The 23,564-nt window shown below is 47.1% G+C and carries 25 protein-coding genes; 17 read left to right on the top strand and 8 right to left on the bottom strand.

The features are described 5' to 3' along the window. Window positions 1-170 precede the first annotated feature (170 nt). The 3 genes from K7G97_RS09580 to K7G97_RS09570 all read left to right on the top strand — a co-directional run bounded on the left by K7G97_RS09580 (window position 171) and on the right by K7G97_RS09570 (window position 2,686). The gene (locus K7G97_RS09580; RefSeq protein WP_023468520.1) at window positions 171-719 is read left to right on the top strand and encodes a hypothetical protein; all 549 of its coding nucleotides are present in this window, start codon (window positions 171-173) and stop codon (window positions 717-719) included. A 95-nt stretch (window positions 720-814) separates the two neighbouring features. Further along, window positions 815-1,765 (top strand): magnesium/cobalt transporter CorA, encoded by a 951-nt coding sequence (gene corA, locus K7G97_RS09575; RefSeq protein WP_223040455.1) that lies wholly within the window; start codon window positions 815-817, stop codon window positions 1,763-1,765. A 12-nt stretch (window positions 1,766-1,777) separates the two neighbouring features. Then, window positions 1,778-2,686: a LysR family transcriptional regulator gene (locus tag K7G97_RS09570; protein ID WP_023468518.1), complete on the top strand. Its 909-nt coding sequence runs from the start codon at window positions 1,778-1,780 to the stop codon at window positions 2,684-2,686. Between the two features lie 55 nt (window positions 2,687-2,741). Here the strand turns inward: K7G97_RS09570 and K7G97_RS09565 are convergent, their stop codons facing one another. Further along, a complete protein-coding gene (locus K7G97_RS09565) occupies window positions 2,742-6,329 on the bottom strand; it encodes a dynamin family protein (protein ID WP_223040454.1) in 3,588 nt (1,195 codons plus the stop codon). A gap of 121 nt (window positions 6,330-6,450) precedes the next feature. Continuing rightward, window positions 6,451-7,875, bottom strand: coding sequence for an NAD(P)H-binding protein (locus tag K7G97_RS09560; protein ID WP_223040453.1), 1,425 nt, complete (start codon window positions 7,873-7,875; stop codon window positions 6,451-6,453). A gap of 159 nt (window positions 7,876-8,034) precedes the next feature. Between K7G97_RS09560 and K7G97_RS09555 the strand changes: the two genes are divergently transcribed. Both K7G97_RS09555 and K7G97_RS09550 read left to right on the top strand, forming a co-directional pair. Continuing rightward, a complete protein-coding gene (locus tag K7G97_RS09555) occupies window positions 8,035-8,424 on the top strand; it encodes a hypothetical protein (protein WP_223040452.1) in 390 nt (129 codons plus the stop codon). A 245-nt stretch (window positions 8,425-8,669) separates the two neighbouring features. Next, window positions 8,670-10,019, top strand: coding sequence for a phenylacetate--CoA ligase family protein (locus K7G97_RS09550; RefSeq protein WP_223040451.1), 1,350 nt, complete (start codon window positions 8,670-8,672; stop codon window positions 10,017-10,019). Window positions 10,020-10,074: 55 nt separating this feature from the next. Here the strand turns inward: K7G97_RS09550 and K7G97_RS09545 are convergent, their stop codons facing one another. Beyond that, window positions 10,075-10,929, bottom strand: a complete 855-nt coding sequence (locus K7G97_RS09545) for an AraC family transcriptional regulator (protein ID WP_223040450.1) — start codon at window positions 10,927-10,929, stop codon at window positions 10,075-10,077. Between the two features lie 172 nt (window positions 10,930-11,101). Here K7G97_RS09545 and K7G97_RS09540 point away from each other — a divergent pair, with 172 nt between their 5' ends. Continuing rightward, a complete protein-coding gene (locus tag K7G97_RS09540) occupies window positions 11,102-12,454 on the top strand; it encodes a phenylacetate--CoA ligase family protein (protein ID WP_223040449.1) in 1,353 nt (450 codons plus the stop codon). A 342-nt stretch (window positions 12,455-12,796) separates the two neighbouring features. On the opposite strand, the gene K7G97_RS09535 is transcribed toward K7G97_RS09540, so the two are convergent. Next, on the bottom strand, window positions 12,797-13,150 hold the full coding sequence (locus tag K7G97_RS09535; RefSeq protein ID WP_223040448.1) for a hypothetical protein: 354 nt from the start codon (window positions 13,148-13,150) through the stop codon (window positions 12,797-12,799). A 109-nt stretch (window positions 13,151-13,259) separates the two neighbouring features. Here K7G97_RS09535 and K7G97_RS09530 point away from each other — a divergent pair, with 109 nt between their 5' ends. After that, entirely contained in the window at window positions 13,260-13,991 is a 732-nt protein-coding gene (locus tag K7G97_RS09530) for a DUF5694 domain-containing protein (protein ID WP_223040447.1), read from the top strand. Further along, complete coding sequence (locus tag K7G97_RS09525) at window positions 13,992-14,588, top strand: hypothetical protein (RefSeq protein ID WP_223040446.1); 597 nt, start codon at window positions 13,992-13,994, stop codon at window positions 14,586-14,588. Here the strand turns inward: K7G97_RS09525 and K7G97_RS09520 are convergent. Next, window positions 14,570-15,493 carry a zinc-dependent alcohol dehydrogenase gene (locus tag K7G97_RS09520; RefSeq protein WP_223040445.1) on the bottom strand — a complete coding sequence of 308 codons (924 nt, stop codon included), beginning with the start codon at window positions 15,491-15,493 and terminating at the stop codon, window positions 14,570-14,572. The two genes, K7G97_RS09525 and K7G97_RS09520, sit on opposite strands and share 19 nt — an antisense overlap. 125 nt (window positions 15,494-15,618) lie before the next feature. Between K7G97_RS09520 and K7G97_RS09515 the strand changes: the two genes are divergently transcribed. From K7G97_RS09515 to K7G97_RS09500, 4 genes are read left to right on the top strand one after another with little or no spacing between them, the layout of a single operon-like run. Beyond that, a complete protein-coding gene (locus K7G97_RS09515; protein WP_023468507.1) occupies window positions 15,619-15,786 on the top strand; it encodes a hypothetical protein in 168 nt (55 codons plus the stop codon). Window positions 15,787-15,798: 12 nt separating this feature from the next. Continuing rightward, window positions 15,799-16,212 (top strand): RDD family protein, encoded by a 414-nt coding sequence (locus K7G97_RS09510; RefSeq protein WP_223040444.1) that lies wholly within the window; start codon window positions 15,799-15,801, stop codon window positions 16,210-16,212. After that, window positions 16,202-16,927 carry an alpha/beta fold hydrolase gene (locus K7G97_RS09505; protein WP_223040443.1) on the top strand — a complete coding sequence of 242 codons (726 nt, stop codon included), beginning with the start codon at window positions 16,202-16,204 and terminating at the stop codon, window positions 16,925-16,927. Before K7G97_RS09510 ends, K7G97_RS09505 begins: the two co-directional genes overlap by 11 nt. Continuing rightward, complete coding sequence (locus tag K7G97_RS09500; protein WP_223040442.1) at window positions 16,899-17,357, top strand: NUDIX hydrolase; 459 nt, start codon at window positions 16,899-16,901, stop codon at window positions 17,355-17,357. The genes K7G97_RS09505 and K7G97_RS09500 overlap by 29 nt, the downstream gene beginning before the upstream one ends. Before the next feature lie 55 nt (window positions 17,358-17,412). Here K7G97_RS09500 and K7G97_RS09495 read toward each other — a convergent pair whose 3' ends face one another. Next, window positions 17,413-18,156 carry an SDR family oxidoreductase gene (locus K7G97_RS09495; protein ID WP_223040441.1) on the bottom strand — a complete coding sequence of 248 codons (744 nt, stop codon included), beginning with the start codon at window positions 18,154-18,156 and terminating at the stop codon, window positions 17,413-17,415. Between the two features lie 201 nt (window positions 18,157-18,357). Here K7G97_RS09495 and K7G97_RS09490 point away from each other — a divergent pair, with 201 nt between their 5' ends. Together K7G97_RS09490 and K7G97_RS09485 are read left to right on the top strand one after the other, a co-directional pair. Next, complete coding sequence (locus tag K7G97_RS09490) at window positions 18,358-18,747, top strand: thiol-disulfide oxidoreductase DCC family protein (protein WP_223040440.1); 390 nt, start codon at window positions 18,358-18,360, stop codon at window positions 18,745-18,747. A 269-nt stretch (window positions 18,748-19,016) separates the two neighbouring features. Continuing rightward, window positions 19,017-19,412 carry an RrF2 family transcriptional regulator gene (locus K7G97_RS09485; protein WP_262415731.1) on the top strand — a complete coding sequence of 132 codons (396 nt, stop codon included), beginning with the start codon at window positions 19,017-19,019 and terminating at the stop codon, window positions 19,410-19,412. 79 nt (window positions 19,413-19,491) lie between these two features. Here the strand turns inward: K7G97_RS09485 and K7G97_RS09480 are convergent, their stop codons facing one another. Next, on the bottom strand, window positions 19,492-19,875 hold the full coding sequence (locus tag K7G97_RS09480; protein WP_223040438.1) for a VOC family protein: 384 nt from the start codon (window positions 19,873-19,875) through the stop codon (window positions 19,492-19,494). A gap of 128 nt (window positions 19,876-20,003) precedes the next feature. Here K7G97_RS09480 and K7G97_RS09475 point away from each other — a divergent pair, with 128 nt between their 5' ends. Genes K7G97_RS09475 through K7G97_RS09465 form a run of 3 tightly spaced genes read left to right on the top strand, consistent with a single transcriptional unit; the run spans window position 20,004 to window position 21,936 of the window. Further along, window positions 20,004-20,816: an MBL fold metallo-hydrolase gene (locus K7G97_RS09475; RefSeq protein WP_223040437.1), complete on the top strand. Its 813-nt coding sequence runs from the start codon at window positions 20,004-20,006 to the stop codon at window positions 20,814-20,816. After that, entirely contained in the window at window positions 20,813-21,307 is a 495-nt protein-coding gene (locus tag K7G97_RS09470; RefSeq protein WP_223040436.1) for an AAA family ATPase, read from the top strand. Before K7G97_RS09475 ends, K7G97_RS09470 begins: the two co-directional genes overlap by 4 nt. Beyond that, window positions 21,304-21,936: an HAD hydrolase-like protein gene (locus tag K7G97_RS09465; RefSeq protein ID WP_223040435.1), complete on the top strand. Its 633-nt coding sequence runs from the start codon at window positions 21,304-21,306 to the stop codon at window positions 21,934-21,936. The genes K7G97_RS09470 and K7G97_RS09465 overlap by 4 nt, the downstream gene beginning before the upstream one ends. Window positions 21,937-22,166: 230 nt before the next feature. On the opposite strand, the gene K7G97_RS09460 is transcribed toward K7G97_RS09465, so the two are convergent. Then, on the bottom strand, window positions 22,167-23,552 hold the full coding sequence (locus K7G97_RS09460) for an MFS transporter (RefSeq protein WP_058713244.1): 1,386 nt from the start codon (window positions 23,550-23,552) through the stop codon (window positions 22,167-22,169). Window positions 23,553-23,564 lie beyond the last annotated feature (12 nt).

Here is a 23,564-nt window from a genome sequence, read left to right as displayed (position 1 = left end):
GATGGGGAAAGTGAACCATTTGGCGCGTCATGACGTATACTAAATATACAGTTTCTAAAAACTGTGAATTTGACGATTAGAAACAGTTGAATTCGGAAACATACCCTTATAGGCATCATGTCCTGTCATCATCGACTTTGAAACGGTCCATCATGAAGGAGGGGAAGGCAATGAATATGAGTCAAGCCATCGTACGCAGACGCTACACGGATCATACTTTATTTTATTCCGCCATCCTAATCTGGAAATTGCTATTCTTCCTGCCACTGCTCATGTTCGTCAACAGCGGCACGGACCATGTGTTTCAAATGTACTTCGTACCGTACCTCACGGTCATCTTCCTATTTCGTGTGATGACCTACTTCGCGACCTATAAAGCATCTTTCATGGAGATGACGGAAATGGGTCTCTCGTTATCCTTGCTGATTGCAGATGTATATTTGATTGCGTTGTTCGATATTCCACTTCCGTTTGCTTTAATTATCCTTGCGCTCGCCTTACTCCACTTCAGTGCGGCATTCAGTCGTTTTCGTTGGTTCCGCCGTCGTCTTTGGTTAAATCGGCATCTTGAAATCCTCAATTATTTGACTGATCACGGTGAAGTACCCATTAAAATTGCCGTCATGGCAGAAGATGAAATGCTTGTGACGACGAAAAGCGGTAAAGAATTTACGTATCGTCAGGTCTATTGGAGCGGTTTCTATATTGAACATGGTTGATTGCTATATGAAAAGGATTTCTCTTCAGAGGAATCCTTTTTTTGTTGCATGTGAAAAAATGTAGTACGCTTACATAGGAAAAGGGGGAGAAAAAGTTGATTCGTTGTATACTGATCGATGCGAATGACACAATCATTTTGAGCGATGATGTAAGTCGGATACAGGAATCGGGCATCACACGTTATTTCGTTGATTTCGATCAACCGACAGATGCAGAAAAGCAAAAATTGATTGAGGTCTTTGATTTTCATCCGCTAGCAATTGAAGATTGTTTCCATTACTTACAACGCCCGAAGCTTGAATATTATACAGAACATAGCTTTTTTGTCCTTCATGCGCTCGATGAAGGAACGTTGAAGAGTCGCGAAATCAATTTGTTCGCAAGCGACCGGCATCTCGTCAGCTACCATGAGCAATCTTCGCCAGAAATTGATATCGTGTTTGAACAGTGTAGCCAACGCCTCGATAAACAAGAAACGGTCGACCTCGTTCATAAAATCATGGACAAGATCGTCGATGGTTATTTTCCGATCGTTCATGCGACGGAAGATGAATTGTTTGCGCTTGAGGAACGCTACCGGACGCGTGGAAACGATCGTCGGTTGATGGAGGAGATTTTCGAACTACGCGCGCGGTTACTTCGAATCTCGCGGACGGTCATGCCGATGCGGGACTTATTGTATCGTGTCGTTGAATCGAAGCGGTTATCGATTCATCCGAAGAAACAGGCATTCTTTCGCGATCTTTACGATCACTTATTGAAGTTATCGGAAATGATTGAATACAACCGATTGATGACGTCTGAGTTTCGGGATAATTTCATCTCCCTCAACTCGTACCGGATGAATAGTATCATGAAGACATTGACGATCTTCACGACGATTTTCATGCCGTTGACGTTCATCGCCGGTATATATGGGATGAACTTTGAACATATGCCAGAACTGACGACCCGGTATGGTTATTTTGTGACGTTAGGGGCAATGGGACTCCTCGCTTTAGGGATGATTCTGTTCTTCAAAAAAAATCGCTGGTTTGATGAATAAGGGGGGATGTAAGTGGATATTCGACAATTGCTCTTTTTTACGACGATCGTCGAGCAAGGCTATAATTTAACGCGTGCTTCGAAGCACTTGTCGATCTCACAACCGGCGCTTAGTCAGATGATCCGCGATTTCGAACAGCTGGAGCAAGTAGAACTGTTCATTCGAAAGCACGGACGATTGACAGGATTATCGGAAACGGGACGTCAATTGTATGAGGATGCGAAGATCGTTTTGACACGTCATCAAGCATTGATGGGACATCTGCGTGAACGCTCGAACGTCGTCCGAGGGAAAGTTCGTCTCGGAATTCCCCCCGTCATCCTCCCTGTCTTATTTTCGCAGTTGATTCCGAAGTTCATGGCGGAACACCCTGGCATTGAACTCGAAATCATCGAAGAGGGGGCGTTTGAACTCAAGCGTCGACTGTTACTTGAAGAACTCGACTTGGCGATTTTGATTGAACCAGGCGAATCCTATGGTATCGAACGTTTTCGATTAATCGAAGATGAGGTCGTCGTCGCCGTGCGTCCGAATCACCCGTTTCAAGCAAAAGAAGCGCTATCGTATCGTGATATCGGAAATGAACCACTCGTCATCTTGAACGACCGATTCATGTTGCATCATCAAATACTATCGGAGTTTCGTAAAGTGCAGCAAGAACCGAATATCTTCTTCATGTCAGGGGCATGGGACTTGTTGATCGGGATGGTCCAAGAACTTGACGTCATCTCGATCCTACCGGAACCGATACTACGGTTTCATCATGCGGATGACATTAAAATCATCCCGTTCGACCCACCGATGTTATGGGATGTCTCGTTGAACCGACTCGTCGGGACGGAATTACGTCCTGTCGTCCGACACGTTCATCAATACATCGTCCACTATTTTCAGTCGTACTGGCCGACACCTGCGCGATGAAGAAAAAAGACCGGAACGCATCGCGCTCCGGTCTTTTGTGTTGAACGATTGTATTTTATGAAGTGACGTGTTGCGTCAGACTGCGAATCTGCTTCGCTGCTTGTTTATAAGGGGTCAGCGTCTCTTGTGCCTGTAACGTTGCGCGTTCACTTTCAAGTTGCTCGAGTGTTTGGCGTAACAGGTGCTCTGAAACGGCTGTCAAAGAAACGTCCAGATGTGTCGCCGCAACTGCAAGCAAGCGTTCTTCTTGAGTGGCAGTATACGCGAGCGCTTCTTGTTTAGTTAATGTCGCAAGCTCCTCCTTCAACTGCTCCTTCTCATTTTTCTCAAAGAAGGCTTTCGCATTCCGGAAGTGGCGTTTGACGCCGACATAAGGCGTTGCATCTTCGAAGGGTCCGTCAAACGTCATTTCGTTTAATCGAGAGACCGTGACAGGCGCGAGCTGGAAGGATTCGTTCCATTGCTCTAGCAACTGTTGCTCCTCTTGTTGACGCCGGATCAAGGCCGCTTCGAGCCATTGGTCGACACGGAAATGTGTGACCCGGAGCTCTTGTTCAAAATCGAACCGAAGGAACGTCAACAGTTCCGTTAACGCATCCTGTAATGCCACTCCTTTGCTAGTTTGAGCAAAACGAACAGGATTATAGGCTTCCTTGAAAAAGTCAGGGAAACGGTAATAAATGCGTTGTACGACATGGTGCAACAGCTCATGGATCTCTGCTTTGAGTGCAGGTTCGATCAAAGCGGCGCGATTGTCTTCGAAACGATCCGTGACCTGCTGTTCTAAAGCAGACAGCTCAGCCAACCGTTCTTCTTTTCGCAACAGATTCGCTTCAGTCGCAGCGATAAATCGTTCGAGTCGCTGGACGGTCTTTTCCGTCTGCTCAGACAACGATACTTTGGCGAGACCGGTCAAATCCTCTGCTAGGAAGTGATGAAATGCCTCCTCGAATTCAGGTAAACCGGAAGTTGAATCCGATCGTTCTTGTTGCTTTTCGATGAGTCCTTGTAAGCTCGAGACGCCATACAGTCGAGGCGATCGAATCCCGAAGCGTTGCAATTCCGTCGCGACATAGTTCAAGACATCTTGACGTTCGCTATCAGACGCAGCGAGATCAATCGCGTTGACGAGGAAGAACATCTTATCGAGTTCGAATGCGTCTTTGACACGACCGAGTTGAATCAAGAATTCACGGTCAGCGCGGGCGAAGGCATGATTGAAGTACGTGACGAATAAAATCGCATCCGCGTTCTTGATGTAATCAAAAGCGACATCAGTATGACGGGCATTGATTGAATCTGCTCCCGGTGTATCGACGAGCGTCACGCCGAGACGTGTTAGCGGGCTATCGTAATAGAAATCGATGACATCTACGAAACAGCTTCGTTCTTCCTGCGCGACATACTGTTTAAAAGCGTCTTGATCGACCGTCTGAACGGTACCGATGAAGGATTGAACGGCAGGGAATCCTTTCAAGAAAGCACGTAAGAACGGATCCGTCAGTGACGCGGTACGTGGTAAGAGCGTATCGTATGCCTGTTTCGTTGACTCGAACGTCATCGTTTCGACCATCGCTTCATTTAAGTCCTCGAGCATCGCTGCTTCCGACTTGAACGTGACTTCTGCCACGCCGTGCGGGTGTGCAGCGTCAACCGGGTGAATCCGGTTGATCGATGCGGTCGTCGGATTCGGAGAGACTGGGAGGACCTTATCTCCGAGTAAGGCATTGCAAAACGATGATTTTCCGGCACTGAAGGCACCGAATAAGGCAATCGTGAACGATTGGTGTGTCAGTCGGTCCAATTTGTCATTCAAATAAGCGACGGCATCTTCAAAACCTTGAAGACCATTCAGATGCTGACGGATTTGAGCGACGTCTTCCGGTGCATAACGGACGGCTTGTTGCTCACTGATCGTCGTCGCAATTTCAAACGCAGTAGTTTCTATCACTGATTCGTACCCGGTAAAGGAAACGATCGCCGCTTCTTGCTGAATCAATTGCTCCTCCCAGACGGAAACTTGCGTCCGAGCCTGTTCGAGTTGTTGGTCGGAGGGACTCGCAACGCCATGCTCATATCGTTCGAGTGATACGGTAGCCTGTTGCCATGCCTGAACGCTATTCCATTTATGCTGGAGTGTCGTCTGTTGCTGCAATAGCTCAGCTTGCTCTTTCGGGAAAGTTACCGTCAACTCTTGACGAATAAGCTCACGCCACGCGTTCGTTTCCTTGACGAACCATGCTTGTGTCTGTTCGGCGACACGATTCGTGAACTGGAGCACTGATTCACCTGTGATCGTAATACCGGTTGGCAAGGCACTTTCGAGTACGGAAAGCGGTGGGTCGAGTGAGAGCTGATCGATTGCGACGATATGCTTATCCTGCAGGAGATCAAGGTCACGTAACGATTGTTTCATCAAGTTACGTAAATGAAGCGAAATTTCGGAAGCAGTCACTGTCTGATAGGCACGGAGCACGTCTTGTGCGATTTCCGCTTGAGCCGCTTCCGTTTTTTTCGCGCTACGGAATAATCCAACCTTAAAATCACGCTGACGTGACTCGAGGAAGCGACGCATCTTCTCGCGTAACTCGAACGGCATCAATGTCGCATTTTTCAAAAGTTGATCCCGATGCAGCGAAAACGTCTGTACCCAGCGGTCCGGTTGACGTGCTTCTAACTGTTGCAAGACATGCGCTAATTCAGTTTCGATTTTCGCCGGATCCCGTCGTTCAGCGTCATTCAATTGCTCAGCCATCGTCTCGTGAGATTCTGAGACGAGACGTGTGAGATAACGTGTATGCTCCTGGTGAAGACTTTCAAGTGTCAGAGCGGCAGAAGTCAACAACTTCGGTTGAGCGTCGCGAATGCTTTGTTTGACGAGTTGTTCGACTTCCGTGAAATCGTTATGCGGATGGGCGGGGTCCCGTAGGCTCGTAAAGAAAATCCCTTTCGGTACGACACCGTGTTCGGCGAAGGACGCATGAACCGAACGACGGAAGGCATCGAATGAGAGTTCATCGTCACGATGTTTATCGATTTGATTGACGATTAAATATAATTCCGGCACGGCAGCTTGTAATTTATCCGTCACCATGAAGTTCAATTCGGATTGAACATGATTGTAATCCATGACGTAAAACAAGATGTCAGCCAAGTGAAGGGCAGACTCCGTTGAGACACGGTGGGCATCATCAACCGAGTCGACGCCCGGTGTATCCATCAAGACGAGACCAGGAGGCAGCGCGGACGCGGCATGCGTCAAATCGATTTGTCGGACATCACCACTTTTCCCAAGCGATTGAAGATGCTCCTCTTGCTCTATTGCTGTCAGACGAACAGACGGCTGTTCATGAAAGTGAACGATTGCTGAATCCATCTCACCTTGCTGAAGGGTCACGATGTTCGCACTCGTCGGAATCGGACTCGTCGGTAAGACCGATTCACCCGTCAAGGCGTTGATCATGCTCGATTTTCCAGCAGAAAAGTGACCGGCAAACGCAATCGTGAACTCTCGTTTTAATAGTTTTGTAGCGAATTTATCTAGTTTATCTAAACGGAGTTGATCCGTTGAAGGTTGAATCAATGTGGCGAGTGAAGCCGTCGCCTCGAGTTGGTTCGATAATCGTTCCTCAAATGAGCGCATGCAATGAAACCCCTTTCTTTCAGTCATCGTCCAGTGTATCACGATTTTTTCCGTTTCGTCATCCTTCTGCAAACGTCAAAAAACGATTCGCCAAGGAAGAGGCGAATCGTTTTGATCGGGATCAAGATGACGGAACGATTTCGTCCGCGCGTGTCGATTCTTGTTCCGTCGAATGGATCCGACGCAACAAGTGTAATTTAAAGAGGTACATCACAAGCAAGTGAACGTTCGCCTGTGTTGCCTTGTAGAGTATCCACGGTAAGGCAGGGACGAATTCATGGATGGCGATGATACATTCCTGCGTATCGGGAATTTGCCGGAATTCAATCCGACCACGGCTATCTTGCTCGACTTTTGCAAACAATCCACCGGTAATCCGGTACGTCGCCATGTGTCGATCGTGAATCGCTTCCTTCGTCAATTCAAGCAGCGGTTGTTCGTAAAACGGAATGTGGATTCCGACGACTTGATCCTGCACGGTTGACGATAGGAAGGGGCGGGCAAATGATGACAACCAGTTCATATAATCGTCGGCTGCCCAGTCGGCATCGCGATCCTTCGGCAAAAGAACACGTTGGACAGATCGGACGTCAAGGACGTCTGGTGTCGAAGACGACGAGGAAGAAGATTCTTGTTGTGTCTCCTCCTCTTTTAACGCATCTCGAACCGATTGTTCGAATGTGATTTTACCGTCACTGATGCCGGGAACCATTTTTTCTGGATCTGCGACCATCTCATGGACCATGCTTTCAACGAGTGGATAGACGGTTTCTTTTGGTTCTCCGGACACGAGTGTCACCCAGAGACGGGATAACTTCACGGTCAATAAAGGAATATCGATCGTCGGTTGTCGTTTACCCATGATGTCGGCTGTTTTAAGGATCATCTCCTTATAGGTCATCGCTTCCGGTCCACCGATATCGATGGCTCGGTCTTTGACGTCATCACGGTCGACACTTTCGCCAAGAGCATGAATGACGTCGGGTAAGGCGACAGGATGAGTCTTGTTACGTGTCCATCGTGGGAGTGCCATGACGGGGAGGCGTTTGACGAGTTTTGATAAGATTGGGAACGATGAACCTTTCGGACCAACGATTAACGCAGCCCGAATCGTCGTCACCGGTGTTTCGTATGCACCGAGAACGCGTTCGACTTCAAGTCGACTCTTTAAGTGACGCGATAGATTTTCTGTTTCCTCGGGGATGATACCACTTAAGTAGATGATTTGCCGGATGCCGTTTTCTTTTGCGGCACGGGCGAAATTATCGGCTAACAATAAGTCCATATTCTCAAACGATCCTTGTGTCAATTTAGCAGAAGGCATCATCGAATGGACGAGGTAGACAGCGATGTCCGCTCCTTTCATACCTTCGATCGTATCGTCTAGAGAAAAGAGATCGCACGATCGCCATTCGACGCGTTCCTCATTGTCCTTGTCGTCACCATTTCGTGAAAGGGCGATGACGTCATATTTTTTCTTTAGTTCGTTCAATAAATTGTGACCAATGTATCCGGTGGCTCCGGCTAAAGCTAAGCGCGTTGGCATGGATGTAAACTCCTCTCTTATATCTGTTGTAATGTACCCCCAATCGAGTCGGTTCAATCGCAAGAGGATATGTTGAGACGATTCAGTTGAATGGAATAGGGAATAGTAACATATGGATAAGAACCAACAGGAAGAATGAAAACAAAGGGGGCTTCAACCATGCAGACGATACAATTCATGCAAGAGGGACATGAACGACGATTCGATCTGTTGTGGAGACGTTTAAAGCCGAAACAACGAGAAGATGCAGCGATGGTCTCGATGCTGTACCTTGCGACAGGACAGCCACAAGTGCTCGAACGGTTCTCGGATTACTTCTTTCCGGATAGCGGTGAGTTTTTTGATCGTGAATTTCTAGCTGAACCCTATCCGAGTCCAGCGTTAGAAGCGATCATCCACTTGATCGTCCAATTGTATAATGGACGAACGACGATCACGATCATAGAGCTGATTGAACGATTGGATGAGCAACAGATGTCGCTCGTACTCGAAGCGATTAAATTGCGGGCTTACGGATGTCAAATGTTACAAAAAGGTGCGAAAACGTAATGACACTAGTATGAATCCGATTGATGAAGAAACTTCTCTTCGTCGATCGGATTTTTTGTGAGGGAAGAAAAGTTGTAAGTTCAAGAATCGGTAAGAAGATGTTCGTGAATCAGAGTTCATTAAAATAAATCGCCATGAAAATAAAAGCTAAGTTTATTCACGAAGAACTAATTGAGATGGGCGGCGACTGGAAATAAGATGAAAGTATCAGTAAAAGGTGGTCTAACTATGGAAGGAGTGACATCATGCAGCTCAAAGAATCGATCTACTTTCACTCACCGATTTTCATCCAAAACTTGTTGACGACTTTACAAGGACGTCGCCTGTTCCATGAACGATACGGTCCCGCCTATCAGCAACGTTTACAAGAACTGAAACAGAAGTTAGGACGACCGATTGACGTTCGAGCAGAACAATTGCATCGATTAAACGACTTCCTTTCTTTTTGCCAAACACATAGTCCATATTATCAGGAATTGTTTTCTACCATTGCACTAGAGCTCCCGCTACAATCGATTGACGAACTAAAACAGATTCCCCCTTTGACGAAAGAAATCTTACGCCAACAAAATGAGGACGTCCATGCGCACGTCCATGCCCCGATTCTCGGAAAAACGGGCGGTACGACTGGGAAATCGATTCAAGTGCACTATACGAAGGAAGATATGCAAGTCCGGATGGCACACCTTGATTTCTTCAAGTGGACCCATGGAGTTGAACAAGGGATGCGCCGTGCAAGTTTTACCGGTCAAACCCTTGCTTCGACGAATCAAAAGGCACCGGTTTATTGGCGAATGAATAAAGTCATCAATCAGATGTTGTTCTCGATTAAAAACATCAACCCGAAAACCGCTGCTGCATACATTGAACAACTGAATCGGTTTCAGCCGGAATCGATTGATGGTTTGCCTTCAGGAATGATTGAAGTCGCACGATATGCTAAAAAATATGGCATGACCTGTACGTTTCGACCAAAAGCGATTTTCCCGACGGCTGAGATGATGACGGCAGAAGAACGAGCACTCGTCGAAGACGTCTTCCATGCACCGATCTATGACCAGTATGCGTCGTCAGAAGGGGCGCCGATCGTCGCTGAATGTCCGTATGGGAAAAAACATCTACATTATGAGATGGGAATCATTGAACGCGATGAGGACGGCGAAATTCTTGTAACGAGCTTCGATACGCACGGAACACCTCTCGTCCGTTACCGCGTTGGTGATCGGATGACGCTCAGTCAGGAAACGTGCCCTTGTGGTCATCAAGGTCCGATCATCGCTTCAATCGACGGACGGGGGAGAAGCTTCATTCAACTCAGAAACGGACACCGTGTCTTTGAAGGCGAACTTGCGGGAATCGTTCGAGCGTTCCCGAACTGTATCGAACGCGTACAATACATTCAAGAGACGCGGGACGAGGTTGTTTTATTATATGTTCCGGATGAACGATGCTTCGAGAAAGAACATGAGAAGAAACTCTTTTTTGTTCTGGACCGACTGTTTGACGGACAATTGAATGTCGTCATGCGCGCGGTACCGGAAATTCCGAAAGAAATCAGTGGAAAGACACTACTGATTAAACAACAGTATGCATGACACACGAAAAAGCGAGATCACTGATGATCTCGCTTTTTCGTGTGTCTTGAAACCATCAGTCGCGCGGGCGCACCGGAATCCAGATGGCAGATTGATAATCGGCGGCAGATGGGTCGCCTGCCGAATAAACTTCGAGTTCAGCGTGAGGGAGAGGATCATATCCATGCGATGGGAGCCACTCTTGATAGATACGCTGCCACATCTCTTGAATGGCATGCGGCATTGGACCAACGACCGGAAACGTCGCCCAAAGACTCGCCGGAATCGTCATCGTTTCCTGACCGGGAAGGATTTCTGTTGTCGTCGTCGCGATCCAATAATCCATCGATGTTTCGGTGAAATTGGAGCAGACACCAATCACACCTTCAATCTGACCGTCATTTTGTTTGAACAAAGTAGCATCTTGACCAGAATGATTTACATCATTCCAAAACAACGGAATCAGCTGTTTTTGGGCACCATCTTGCGTCGAGAAATGTTTTCGCCATCCTGAAATCAGTAAAGCCGGTCGTTCAATGAGTTGGTAATCCATTTGCTCCAGTCCCTTCAAGGTCACCTGAATGCTCAGGCGGTTATAGGCGTGAATCGGACGTCGCTCGTTTCGCATCAACGTCGGCGAACAACCATGCTGACGTTTGAAAGCTTTTGTGAAAGCTTCCGGCGTCTCGTAACCAAAACGTAAGGCGAGATCGATGATTTTTTCGTCCGTCTGTGTCAATTGTTGCGCTGCGAGCGTCAGACGTCGTCCTCGGATGTATTCCGGTAACGTCATCATCGCAAGTAACGAAAACGCCCGTTGTAAAGGATAAGCCTGCATCTGAGCGACTTTTGTCAAAACGTTGAGATCGAGCGAGTCTTCTAAATGATCTTCGATATAGTCAATAACGCGTTGAATCGATTCGAGCCACATCTTGTCACCTCCTTGTTTTCAGTATAGTAGAGCGATGATCGTTGAACCTGTCCAAGGTGATAGCAATTTGTCAGGAGGCATGTTCCCTTATTTTTGTCATATTCCTGTCAGGTACATAGGCTATTGTAGAGACATCGAAACCGTTACTTCCCTTGCGAAAGGACGTGATGACATGGGTATCAAAGAGCAGATCTACAATCGCTCTCCTCTATTTCTCCAGCACCTCTTCACAACCCTCTATGGGTATCAATTGCATCGCGAACGTTATGGACCGGTCTATCAAGAACGGTTCCGGATGCTCCTCGAACGAGAACATACGACGATCGACGTCAAAGCGGAACAACTTGATCGTTTAAATGACTTCCTTCGCTTCTGTACTGAACACAGTCCCTATTACCGTCAGCTCTTCACTTCACACGGCATTCGCCTGCCATTAACGGACTTATCCGAACTAAAACATATTCCTGTACTATCAAAAGAAATATTACGAACACACATGGAGGACATTCAAACAGATGTCGCTGCGCCAATCATAGGGAAAACGGGTGGAACGACAGGCACGTCACTGCAAGTACGATATACGATACCGGATATGCAAATTCGCATGGCCCATCTGGATTATTTCAAGGCGACCCACGGTGTCTACCGTGGCATGCGACGAATCAGCTTTACGGCACAGGATCTCGTACCCGAGCGTCAACAGGTGGACGTCTACTGGCGGATGAATCGAGCGGCGAATCAACTCTTGTTCACGGTGAAACGATTATCCCCACGGACGATGGCAGCGTATCTTGAAGCCATCGAACGTTTTCAACCAGAAACGATTGATGGTCTTCCGTCAGCGATGATTGAGCTCGCCCGGTTCGCGAAGCGAGAAGGGATCCGCTTGACGTGTCAACCGGTTGCGATTTTCCCGACGGCAGAACGGATCGACGCGGAAGAGCGCCAAGTCATCGAAGAAGTGTTTCACGGACCAGTCTTTGATCAATATGCATCGTCTGAAGGGGCACCTATCGTTTCTGAATGCCGGTTTGGTCAAAAACATCTGCACCATGAGATGGGGATCATCGAACTCGATTCAGACGGGGAGATTCTTGTGACGAGTTTTGATACACACGGAACCCCCCTCATTCGCTACCGGGTCGGAGATCGTATGACGCTCAGTCAGCGCACCTGTTCCTGTGGTCACCCGGGACCAATCATCGAATCGATTGACGGCAGGGGGCGGGCATTCATCCAAAAACCGGATGGTCAAAAGATTTTTGAAGCGCAACTGTCGAGTCTCGTCAAACATTTGCCAAACAGTATCGAGCGTATTCAATATGTTCAAATGACGACAGATAGCGTATCGATCTACTATGTTCCGGACGCAGAGCGGTTCAGTCAATCAGACGAACGAATTCTGATGGAACGGCTGTACCGTTTATTCGGTCGTGATATCCATCTCGATGTACAAGCCGTTTCTTATATCGATGCCGAGGAAAGCGGGAAAATTTTACTCGTTAAATCAAGTTTAACAGGATAAAAAAAGGGCTGACTCAAAAGTCAGTCTCTACAAAGATAAGGGTGGCAGAATGATGATCTGCCATCCTTATCTCGTAACAAAAAGAATGACGCGTCACACGCCACTCCTACAGGAACAAGCGCATTTATGCGCTGTCAGAGACGAACAAGACCCGCTTTCCTGCTTGAATGAAGCAGGAAAACTGGCTTGTGTCTCGCCTGAGGAAAGGGCGTGAAAAGACGCGTCATTCTTTTTTGAGTCAGCCCCTTTTAATTACTTTTCACCATACCTCGTGTAAAAGTACAAAACATCTCTGCTGTCGGTACTTCTAAAGAGGTACCACGTTAAAAGTGTTAAAGTGCCTCATTGATTCAAATTGTTTTTAATATCTCTTACCTTTTTTAAAAGCCATTTTTTATTTTCTTTGTCTTTTACGATGATAAAATCTTCTGTTCCTTTAACAGAATAGATGGTGGAGCCGACTGAAAAAAGATTCGATTGGCTGTTCGCTTGGGGCATTTCATATGCTTTTGTTTTCTTTAATATCGTACTCATTTTTTCTCCTTGTTGCTTAAATGCATCCACATCTGCTTCTGTTCCACTATACTCTTTGTTATTCACAATGACGATCATGGCATGACTAGCTTCGTCCTCTGTACCGGTTTGACTGCATCCGAATAAAAATCCAATGAACACAATGACGATTATCTTTTTCATCGGAACCTCCTTATATGAGTAATTGTTGAATAATAACGTAAATTCCTGATAAGTAAAAGTCGCTTCCTTTACCAAGTATAAGGTAAAATCAGGAAAAGGAGGGGGATAGATGAAACCTCAGATTTTACTGTTAGGCATGTTCCATCTCGATCGCCCGACCAATGGTGACATGATTCGTCCAGCAATTTTTGATGTCGCGTCAGAGAGAAGGCAACGAGAAATCCAAGAAGTCGTTGCTCGATTGAATGCATTTCGACCGACAGGCGTTGCCCTTGAGACGGCACCTGAAAGCATGAGTGACCTGCAACATACATATGAAACCTATCAACACGAGAGCGATTTAACCGAAAATGAACGACAACAAATCGGCTTTCGCTTAGCCCGGATGGCAGGAGTAGCAGATCTCCATGGGGTCGATTGGAACGAAATCGTACCCGGCGTACCGGATTTAGGAATCGTCCGTTCACATCATCCGGAAGCCTTTGAGACGATCGTCGCTGCTGAGATGAAGCGGACAGAACAGTTAGAGCACGCGATGGAGCAGTTGTCTTTTTCCGAATGGCTCGATCGATTGCACGCTGAAGAAACGATTGCGGCGTCGGCTAAGGTCTATGATCAAATCGAACGACTGGAGAGCGGGCGGATTTGGGTTGAACGCTACTGGCGAGTCCGTAATCAAAAGATTGCAAATCGTTTACTGCACCTCGCTCAGGCGAACAAACGAATCGTCTGTTTGTACGGTGCTGGGCACCTCCCGTTATTACGACAATATTTGAATGAATCGAACCAAGTCGAAGTGATGACGTGGAACGATTGGAACAACGAAAAGGAGTGTATGTAAATGCTATTTCACTACCATATTTGGACACCACATTTGGAAGAAACAGAAGCCTGGTATACGGCACGCGGGTTTCACGTTTCTCAGCGGATTGGGAAAAAGGACGGAGAATTTTCGTCGTTTAATCCACCTCTATCATGGGATGATTTTCGAGCAGATCAAATTTTATTCCGAATCATTGAAATGAAACGGGGAGCGGTCAATGTGACGATCGGATTCGGAAAAACGGTTCGCTTCGATCACATCGGATTTTTGATTCAGCCTGGTGACGTGCAAACGATTCTTGATCGCGCAGAAACATTATCGTTCACGGTTCAAGCGAACGAGCGGCGGACGTTCTTGCAGACACCATACGGATTACGGGTTGAACTGCAAGTCCATGAAGATGCGATTGCGGATACGGATGGAACGACACTCGAGCGTCTGATCCTAGCGACGCCGCGCGAAGGATTAGAGGCAGATTTAGCGAAACTGTTCGATCGACCGATTTCACAAATCCAAACCGTCCGTGGGGAGAAGACCGTCTTACAAGAAGCAGTCTTTTCCGACGTATCGCTCGTAGGTACGGATCCGAATGGTGTTCAGCTCGTCTGCTCATAATCAACGAATACTTTGATCGGGAGATCTGGTGTTTTCATTAAGCTAGCGAAGCAACTGGCAAGCTCCGAAAACGAAGTCTCGTGTTCGAACAATGCGGGCAATGTCGCGTGACGATCGTCTGAAAAGAGCCAGTCTGCATGCTTGCGGTAGTCCCAGCCGTCACTCGATGCAATAATCTGAAGTTCTTTCGCGTGAAACGCGGGCGTCAACGTCAAGGCTTCCCGGTTGCCGTCCGATAAGACGCAGATTGCACCATGAGGACGAACAGCAGACTGAAGCTCGGCAAAGGCCGCTTGGCGTCCGGAACATTCGATGGCGGCGTCATACATACTTGAACCCGATGTGACGACACGTGCACCTAATTGACGCGCTAACTCCGCTCGGGACGTAAGCGGCTCGAGGATATTAATCTGATGAACATTGACATAATGTCGCAAGTAATGCACTGTCAGCAAACCGATCGTACCCATTCCAGAAACTAAGACACTTGTGTCGGATGTCAATGTCAGCTTACGAACGCCTTTTGCCGCGTCACAAGACAGAATCAGTAGTAAGGCTTCACGTGGTGAGACGTGAGCAGGAACCGGGATGACCTTCGATTCAGGAACGATCGCCTGATCTTGATGACCGTAGAAGCTGACAACCCGATCACCGGGCTTGACGATTTGGACGGCGTCACCAACTGCAAGCACTTCGCCATAATTTTCATATCCTGTCTCGAGCGGATAGTCATAGCTGGTTTCGGTCATATCTTGTTCCAGCCATTGCGGAAGTTCGGCACCGATACTGATGGCACCGGCTAGAGTGCGGACGTGGACGTCATGGATGCCAAGCGGCGGCAGTTCCCGAACAAGATAACCAGGTGTCTTCGACTCAACAAGACAGCAAATTGTTGTAGTGTTCAATATGTAAACCTCATTTCATTGTTGGATTGATGACATATGGATCAAGCATATACCACTTCACTTGTAAAATATAACAATTCGAAACTAGAAATGATGTAGAATAAAAAAGAAAAGGAGGTAATCAAATGGAACCATTATTGATTTTGGCATTGCTTGTGTTTGCATTTTTGACGTATCGGTATAGTAAGATCCTCGTCCGAAAGGATATTTCTGCCGCAAACAAACGACTCGCAATCGTCTTTTATTTGATTGCTGTCAGTGGACTTGGCGCTGTCGTCTATTTCAACGTATAAGGAGGACCACTTATGCATTCAACGACAAAACGACGAATCGGTGCGTATATCATCAACCAAGCTGTTTATTTCGGACTTTCCTTCGTCATCGAAAAAACGGTGTTGCGACGTGTGAAGTCAGAAGTCGTTCACGCCGTCGTGACACAACCGACGATCAGTTTTCTAGGTGAAGTCGCGCAATTAAAATTGTTGAACGGAAAAACGATTGGTGGTCGGATTTGCGGCATTCAGGTTGAAAGTGAGAACGGATTGCCGTTGACGACAAAACAAATCGTCCGCCGAACAGTCTATCGTGATACGGTCTCGCTATTTAAGATTCGACCGTACTGGAAACCGTTTCTTGAGAACGGACAACGATTACCGGAAGATGACTTCGCGAGAACGATCGTCCGCTTGAACCAGGAGAAGCTAAAAAATGAAGCTTGAATTTCATGTCCATAGTGTTCGTGCCTCTCGACCAATAGGAGCCATTCTGCTTTATCATGGTTGGGGCGGAACGGCTGTTTCTTATCTAGAGTTTGCGCGACAATTATCTGAAGAAGGGTACGATGTCTTCATCCCGGAACTTCTTCGACATGATCAACGTGATCCGCTTGATCATCCATTTGATCCAGAAATAACGATGACCTATTTTTGGTCCATCGTCGAACAATCGATTACGGAAGCGGCAGCTATCATCGAACATTCAGGCTGGCATGTTTCAGACGTGATGGCGATCGGCGTTTCGATGGGTGGGTTCATTGCCCACGGAATTATGTCGCGTCAGCCGATTAAAGCACTCGTTGCGATCAATGGGGGCGGTGCCTATCTTGAAGCGGAACGTCAATTCCGCGTTCGCGACGGGCGACCTGCCATCAAAAAGGAAGATGTACCATGGAAGCTCGATCCAATCAGTGTGATGGATGAGCGTCCACGGTTGCTCCTGCACGGGGATGCCGATGATATCATTCCACTATCGATCCAGCAGTTCTATCACGCAACCGCTGTACAAGCAGGTATGGCGCAAACGACCATATTAGACGTTTTTCCAGGTGTCAATCATACCGTGACTGATACCATGATCGAGCAACTGATTGCCTGGCTGAAGCACGTCAAACTTCAAGGAGCGACAGATGGACTACATACGTTTTCTTCGCAGTAAGGTTGGTCAGGAAAAAGTGATGTTGAACTTTGCCGGTGGGATTGTCTTTGACAAGGAGGGGCGCATTCTTCTTCAAAAACGGCGGGAGCAACAAGCATGGGGCTTTCCCGGCGGGGCACTGGAACTAGGAGAGTCGCTCGTTGAAGCCGTAAAGCGTGAGATTTTGGAAGAGACCGGTTTTCATGTCAGGATCGAACGTTTGAGTGGTGTCTATTCGAAATACGAAGAGATGTATCCAAACGGGGATGTCGCCCAACCGATCGTCCATTTTTTCGTTTGCCGAATCAATGAGGGACAATTGACGATTGATGCCGATGAATCACTCGATGTTGCTTTTTTTGAAAGATACCAAATGCCAAAACTCTATAGTGAACTGCATCAAACCGCCTGGAACGATTTTTTGACGGAACCGGGTCCAGTCTTTCGATAACACAAAACATCCTTCTGATTTTAACGTCAGAGGGATGTTTTTACATACGACATATTCAGCGTTCAAAGCCACCCTCGGAATGGATGACTTGCCCTGTCACCCAGCCACCGTCAGGACTGACGAGGAATTGGATCAATCGTGCGACGTCTTCCGGCGCACCGATTCGTCCGAACGGAAAACTAGGTTTAAGCGCCGTCCGTGTTGCTTCATCCATCCAGGTCGAATCTGTCGGACCCGGATTGACCGCATTGACGGTGATGCCAAGCGGTGCCACGGCTGCCGCGTATGTCTTCGTAAACGTCGACAAGGCACCTTTTGTCGTAGCGTAAGCAATCTCGTCAGGCATCGGACCGAGATCCTGTCCGGACGTCAGTTGTATGATACGACCGGACGTTAGGTGTGCTTCAACGAATCGTTTCGTAAAACGTGTCGCGAGCAACAACGGTGCCCGGAGATTGACGGCATAGTGTTGATCAAGACTTGCTGCATCAAGTGTTCGCCAATCCGTCATCGTCGAATGGGCAGCGTTATTGATCAGGATACTTGGTGTTCCAAAGTCTTCTACCTGATCGAATAAATCATCAGCGGCATTTGCTTGACCTAAATCAAGTTCGATCGCAAGGACGCGGGCACCTTGATTTTCAAGTTCGGTCGTAAAACTAGCCGCCCAATCCGCTGTTGCTTTAAAATAAGTAAAGACCAGGTCATGTCCAGACGAGGCAAGCTGGCGGCAAATCGCAGCTCCGATGTCGCGTGTCTGACTGGCACCGGTCACGATGGCAATCGGTCGTTTCGTCATATGTACGCTCCTTTACATAGATACATTCAAATAAATGAATGGTTCCAAATGTTTACAAAAACAGTATAGCGTAAGAAAGACAATGAACGGAAGCGTTATCATGATTTAACATACTGATTAAATGCATGTTTTGACTTGAAATGTGGTAAAGAAAAGTGTACGAAATTATTCGTTAAACAGGTGGGGAAGGATGAATCGATCATGAAAGCAATCGTCTTATTCGACGGAGAATGTAATCTCTGTGACGCGAGTGTCCAGTTCATTTTGAAACGAGACAAAGGATATCATGATTTTGCTTCGTTGCAAGGGGAGACGGGGCAAGAGTTAGTCCGGCGTCATCATCTCCCAGAAACAATTGATAGTGTCGTCGTGATTGACAGAGGTGTACCCTATATTAAATCCGATGCTGCATTACGGATTGCCCGTCATTTACGAGGTGGATGGCGTCTGTTGAGTGTGCTTCAGATTGTTCCACGTTCACTTCGGGATCGCGTCTATGATTTCATTGCGAACAATCGTCATCGCTGGTTTGGACAAAAGCAGCAGTGCGCGCTGCCGTCTCCAGAGACGCGAGCTCGATTTCACGACTAAAGATGAAAAACCGCGACGAATTTGGTCGCGGTTTTATTAAGTACATGGATTTTTTCTCGTTTAGCATACAGATTAGGATAATTAAAATATCATTCTACCTATTTCTGAAAAAAATTATAGATTTCAGTCCTTCCTATCCTTTAAGATAATCGATATATATGTGCAGATGCACGCCCGAATTGGATAGGGGCTCATTTGAAGACTCTTGAGAAGAATGAGTTCTTAATCTTTAATATGAAGGATCAGAAAAGAAGGTGAAATGAATGAAGATGACTCGCTCTACGGACTATGCCATTCGCGTGCTGATTTTTGCAGCGTCGCGTCCGAACCGTCTCGTACAAATTCAAGAAGTGGCAACGCATTATGATATTTCTAAGAACCATTTAATGAAGATCGTCCATGCATTGAGCAAGTTTGGTCTCATCATTTCTGTACAAGGTCGTAATGGTGGCTTTAGATTAGCAAAATCACCGGACACGATCACACTGGGAGAAGTCGTTCACTTATTTGAAGAAGTATCTTATCTGGAAAACGTGTCTGTAACACATGACGATAGCAGTTTACAAAATACGCGTCGTGCATTCGATCGGGCGTTTTCGTCCTTCAAAGAAACGTTAAGTGCTTACACGTTGATTGATCTAATGGCACCAACACGAGTTGATTGAAATTACCACCTGAAGCTGTCAAAGCGGTGTCATAAACGAAGCAGGTCGAGCCACAGTAGTGGTTCGACCTGCTTTTGTCTTATCCGGTACAGAGCATTAAGACATTACCGTCAGGATCCGCAAACGTAAAGTAAGCAAAATCATCGAAACGCTCGATGTCGCGGATGATGGGTGCCTGTAACGACAACACGAACTGATAAGATGCATCAATATCTGTCGTATAAAAATTAAACAAGGCATGAGGGGAAGGGTGATGTTGGTACGTTGCGTCATTCGTATGATCGTCGAGCGTCAAACTCGTTGGACCTTCGAGTGGGAGGTTGTAAACAGGTGACGAGACATGCGACGCATCAAACGGCAACTGTAGTAACTGGTGATACCATGCAGCGGAACGCTTCACATCCTGAACATGCAAAAAGACAGCATTCAAGCGAGGCGCAATGAGATGGGTCGAAATTGACATGAGAATCTCCTCCTTTTTTCATATCATGTTCCTTTCGATAAACGCCTCTTAATTCCTTCAATCCCTATAAATGGAATATGGTATGATATATCAGGAAAATCATTTACGAATTGGAAAGGAATGATGATATGGAAACCATCATCTGTACGACGTGTGGTGTCGAACAAATCAATCCGCATCGCGAAACGTGTCCGATTTGCTTAGAGGAACGACAGTATGTCAATCCCACTGGTCAAACGTGGACGACGCTCGTTGCCATGCAAACGTCAGGAACGTATCAAAACGTCATTAGTGACGACGGAGCAGGCGTCTATGCGATTCAGACGACACCAGCGTTCGGGATCGGTCAGACGGCATATCTTGTCCAAGGAAAATCGTTTAACCTGTTATGGGACTGCATTACATATCTTGATTCAACAACAAAAAAGCAACTTGACGAATTAGGCGGGATTCAGGCGATTGCTTTATCACATCCGCATTATTACGCGACACAGGTCGAATGGGCGGAGACTTTTGACGTACCAATCTATATTCATGAAGATGATGCGTCGTTCGTGACGCGACCAAGCGAACACATTGTCTTCTGGAGTGGTGAACGCTTGGAGTTGGCGGAAGATGTGATGTTACATCGCATCGGTGGTCACTTCAAAGGAGCAGTCATCTGTGAACGAAAAGACGCATCAGCGGGGCTATTGTTGACAGGGGACATCATTCGGATCGTTGCCGATCGGGCTTGGGTCAGTTTCATGTACAGCTATCCGAATGTGATTCCGCTTCCGGCAAAGACGGTCGCGCGAATGGCAGAAACGTTACGTCCGCTTCACTTTGAAAAATTATATGACGCCTTTCATCGGAAAATCGAAACCGGTGCGTCTCAAGCAGTGGCGCGCTCTGCAGAGCGGTACATTGCTGCCTTGAACGGGGATTGGTTCACGACATGAAGTCGCGATTGATCGTCATCCGCGGGAATTCTGGTAGTGGAAAAACGACGCTTGCTAAAGCGTTACAATCGGTCTTGCCGAATAGCATCTTGCTCTCGCAAGATGTCATCCGCAGGGAGATGTTGAACGTAAAAGATGGACCAGGAAATCCGGCGATTCGCTGGATCGAGGAGTTGGTCGGACTTGCTGACGGACGCCACGCGACGATTCTCCTGGAAGGGATTCTTGCACAGGATTGGTACGGTGAGATGATTGACCGGTTAGAACGTCGCTTTACGTCACGGTACGCGGCGTATTATTTTGACGTCTCCTTCGAAGAAACCATTCGTCGCCATGCAATGCGCCAGCCGACGGAGTTTTCTGAGACAGATATGAAACGTTGGTGGATTGATCAAGATCACCGCTCGACGGATCGTCTGATTGCTGAGGATAGATCGATAGAATCCGTGATTCGAATGATAAAACAAGAGCAGATGGGGGAGAGCGAATGACACATTACATTTTTGACATGGATGGAACGTTGTTTCAAACGAATGCTGTGCTTGCGCATGCGCTAGAAGATGTCTTTCGTGAGTTGCGTCAGACGGGGCGCTGGGAAGGAGAGACACCAGTCGCACTCTATCAGCGGATCATGGGCGTCTCGTTACCGGAAGTCTGGCAGACGTTGTTGCCGGACTTTTCAGCCACAGACCAACAGGCTGCGGATCAAAAGTTTCGCCGTAGCATAGAGCAGGCAGTCAAGGCGGGGCACGGTTGCCTATATCCAGGATCGGTCGAGTTGCTAAGTCGTTTGAAACAAGCGGATCACTCCGTCTATATCGCCAGTAATGGGTGGCCATCCTACTTGTCAGCGATCGTGACGACGTATGGACTCGAAGCCTATATCGATCATGTCTATAGTATTGAAGACATACGTTCCGGTGATAAATCGGCACTCGTACGAGAGATTTGTAAGACGCACGACATCTCGTCAGGCTACGTTGTCGGTGACCGCATATCTGATTTCAAAGCGGCGCATGCGAACGGACTGTTAGCAATCGGTTGTCAGTTCGATTTTGCACAAGAGCAGGAACTTGCAGTCGCAGACCGCGTCGTAAAAGAGTTGAGTGCTGTCTACTAAAAAAGGGGGCTGACTCCAAAAAAAAGAATGACGCGTCTTTTCACGCCCTTTCCTCAGGCGAGACACAAGCCAGTTTTCCTGCTTTGTTGAAGCAGGAAAGCGGGTCTTGTTCGTCTCTGACAACGCATAAATGCGTTTTTCCTGTAGGAGTGGCGTGTGACGCGTCATTTTTTTATTACGAGATAAGGGAGGAAAGATCGATGATCTGTCCTCCCTTTTACTTATAGCAATTATTCTGCCCACCAGAGGGCGTCGTCTGGTTTCTTCGCGATCGACGCGACTTCTTTTTCACTCGATACAGTCGGATGCGATCCTTTGAGTGCCTTACCAGCTGTATTCTTAAAGAAGAAGAAGAACGTGACGAAGCCGATGACGCTGACTGCTGTTAGATAGAAAGCAGGAGCGAGCGGGTTTTGTGTCGTATGAACGAGCCATGTCGAAACGAGTGGCGTCGTTCCACCGAAGATTGAGACCGAGACGTTGAACGTCACGGATAGCGTCCGGTAACGGACATCCGTATAGAAGATACTCGGTAGAAGACTTGGCATCGTTCCTTCAAAGATCGCCAAGAAGAAGCCGAGGATGAAGATTCCGATTCCGACGAACAAGAGAGGTTTAAGACCAATCAAGAAGAACGACAGGATTGAAAGCAACGATAGTCCGGCTAACGCGAAAAGAACGATATTGCGATTGCCTTTTTTGTCACTTAGCTTCCCGAAGAAGTAAGCGAGCGGAATCATGATCACCATGACACCGGTGATGAGAATCGTACTTGTCGAACTTGACATACCGATGACTTCATCGAGGTACGATGGCATGTAGGACAAGAGCATATAGTTCGTAATGTTGAAGAAGGCGACAGCGATGAAACAAACGATGATATCACGTTTGTGGTCACGCAGGATTTCGCGGAATGTCGCGGGTTCTTCTGTATTTTCATTGATCTCATTTTCGAAAATCGGTGATTCATCCAAGTGACGACGTAAATAGAGACCAAATAAACCGAGTGGTGCCCCAAGAATGAAGGGAATTCGCCATCCCCAAGATGCCATTTGATCATCCGATAAGGTGACGAAAAGTGTTGTAGCAAGTAATGAGGCGAGAATATATCCACCGAGTGTACCGATTTCAAGTCCACTTCCGAGAGCACTTCGTTTGTTATCTGGTGATGACTCAGCGATGTAGACCATTGCACCGGCGTATTCACCGCCAGTCGAGAATCCTTGTAAAATACGGGCTAACAATAACAGAATCGGTGCCCAAATTCCGATTTGATCATAGGTCGGTAATAGTCCAATGATGAGCGTCGAACCAGCCATCATGACGATCGTCGTCGTTAAGACGACCTTCCGCCCGAGTCGGTCTCCGATGCGTCCAAAGACGATTCCGCCAATTGGTCGCATTAAAAAAGCGATCGCAAAGGTCGCAAACGTAAAGACGAGCTTCAGTTCATCATTTTCAACAGCGCTAAAGAAGTTTTGACTGATGATGATTGCGAGATAGGAATAAAGACCAAAATCGAACCATTCCATCGCATTCCCAATTCCGGTCGCGTAGACACTTTTTTTGGTTTGCTTCATGTCAACGACATTGACTTTTTCTTTTCTGAATTTCATAAGTTCTGTTCA

The organism is Exiguobacterium acetylicum (genome assembly GCF_019890935.1).
GTDB classification, from domain to species: Bacteria; Bacillota; Bacilli; order Exiguobacteriales; family Exiguobacteriaceae; genus Exiguobacterium_A; species Exiguobacterium_A abrahamii.
Note: the sequence above shows the minus strand (reverse complement) of the source record. Positions and strands in the feature narration are given on the sequence as shown.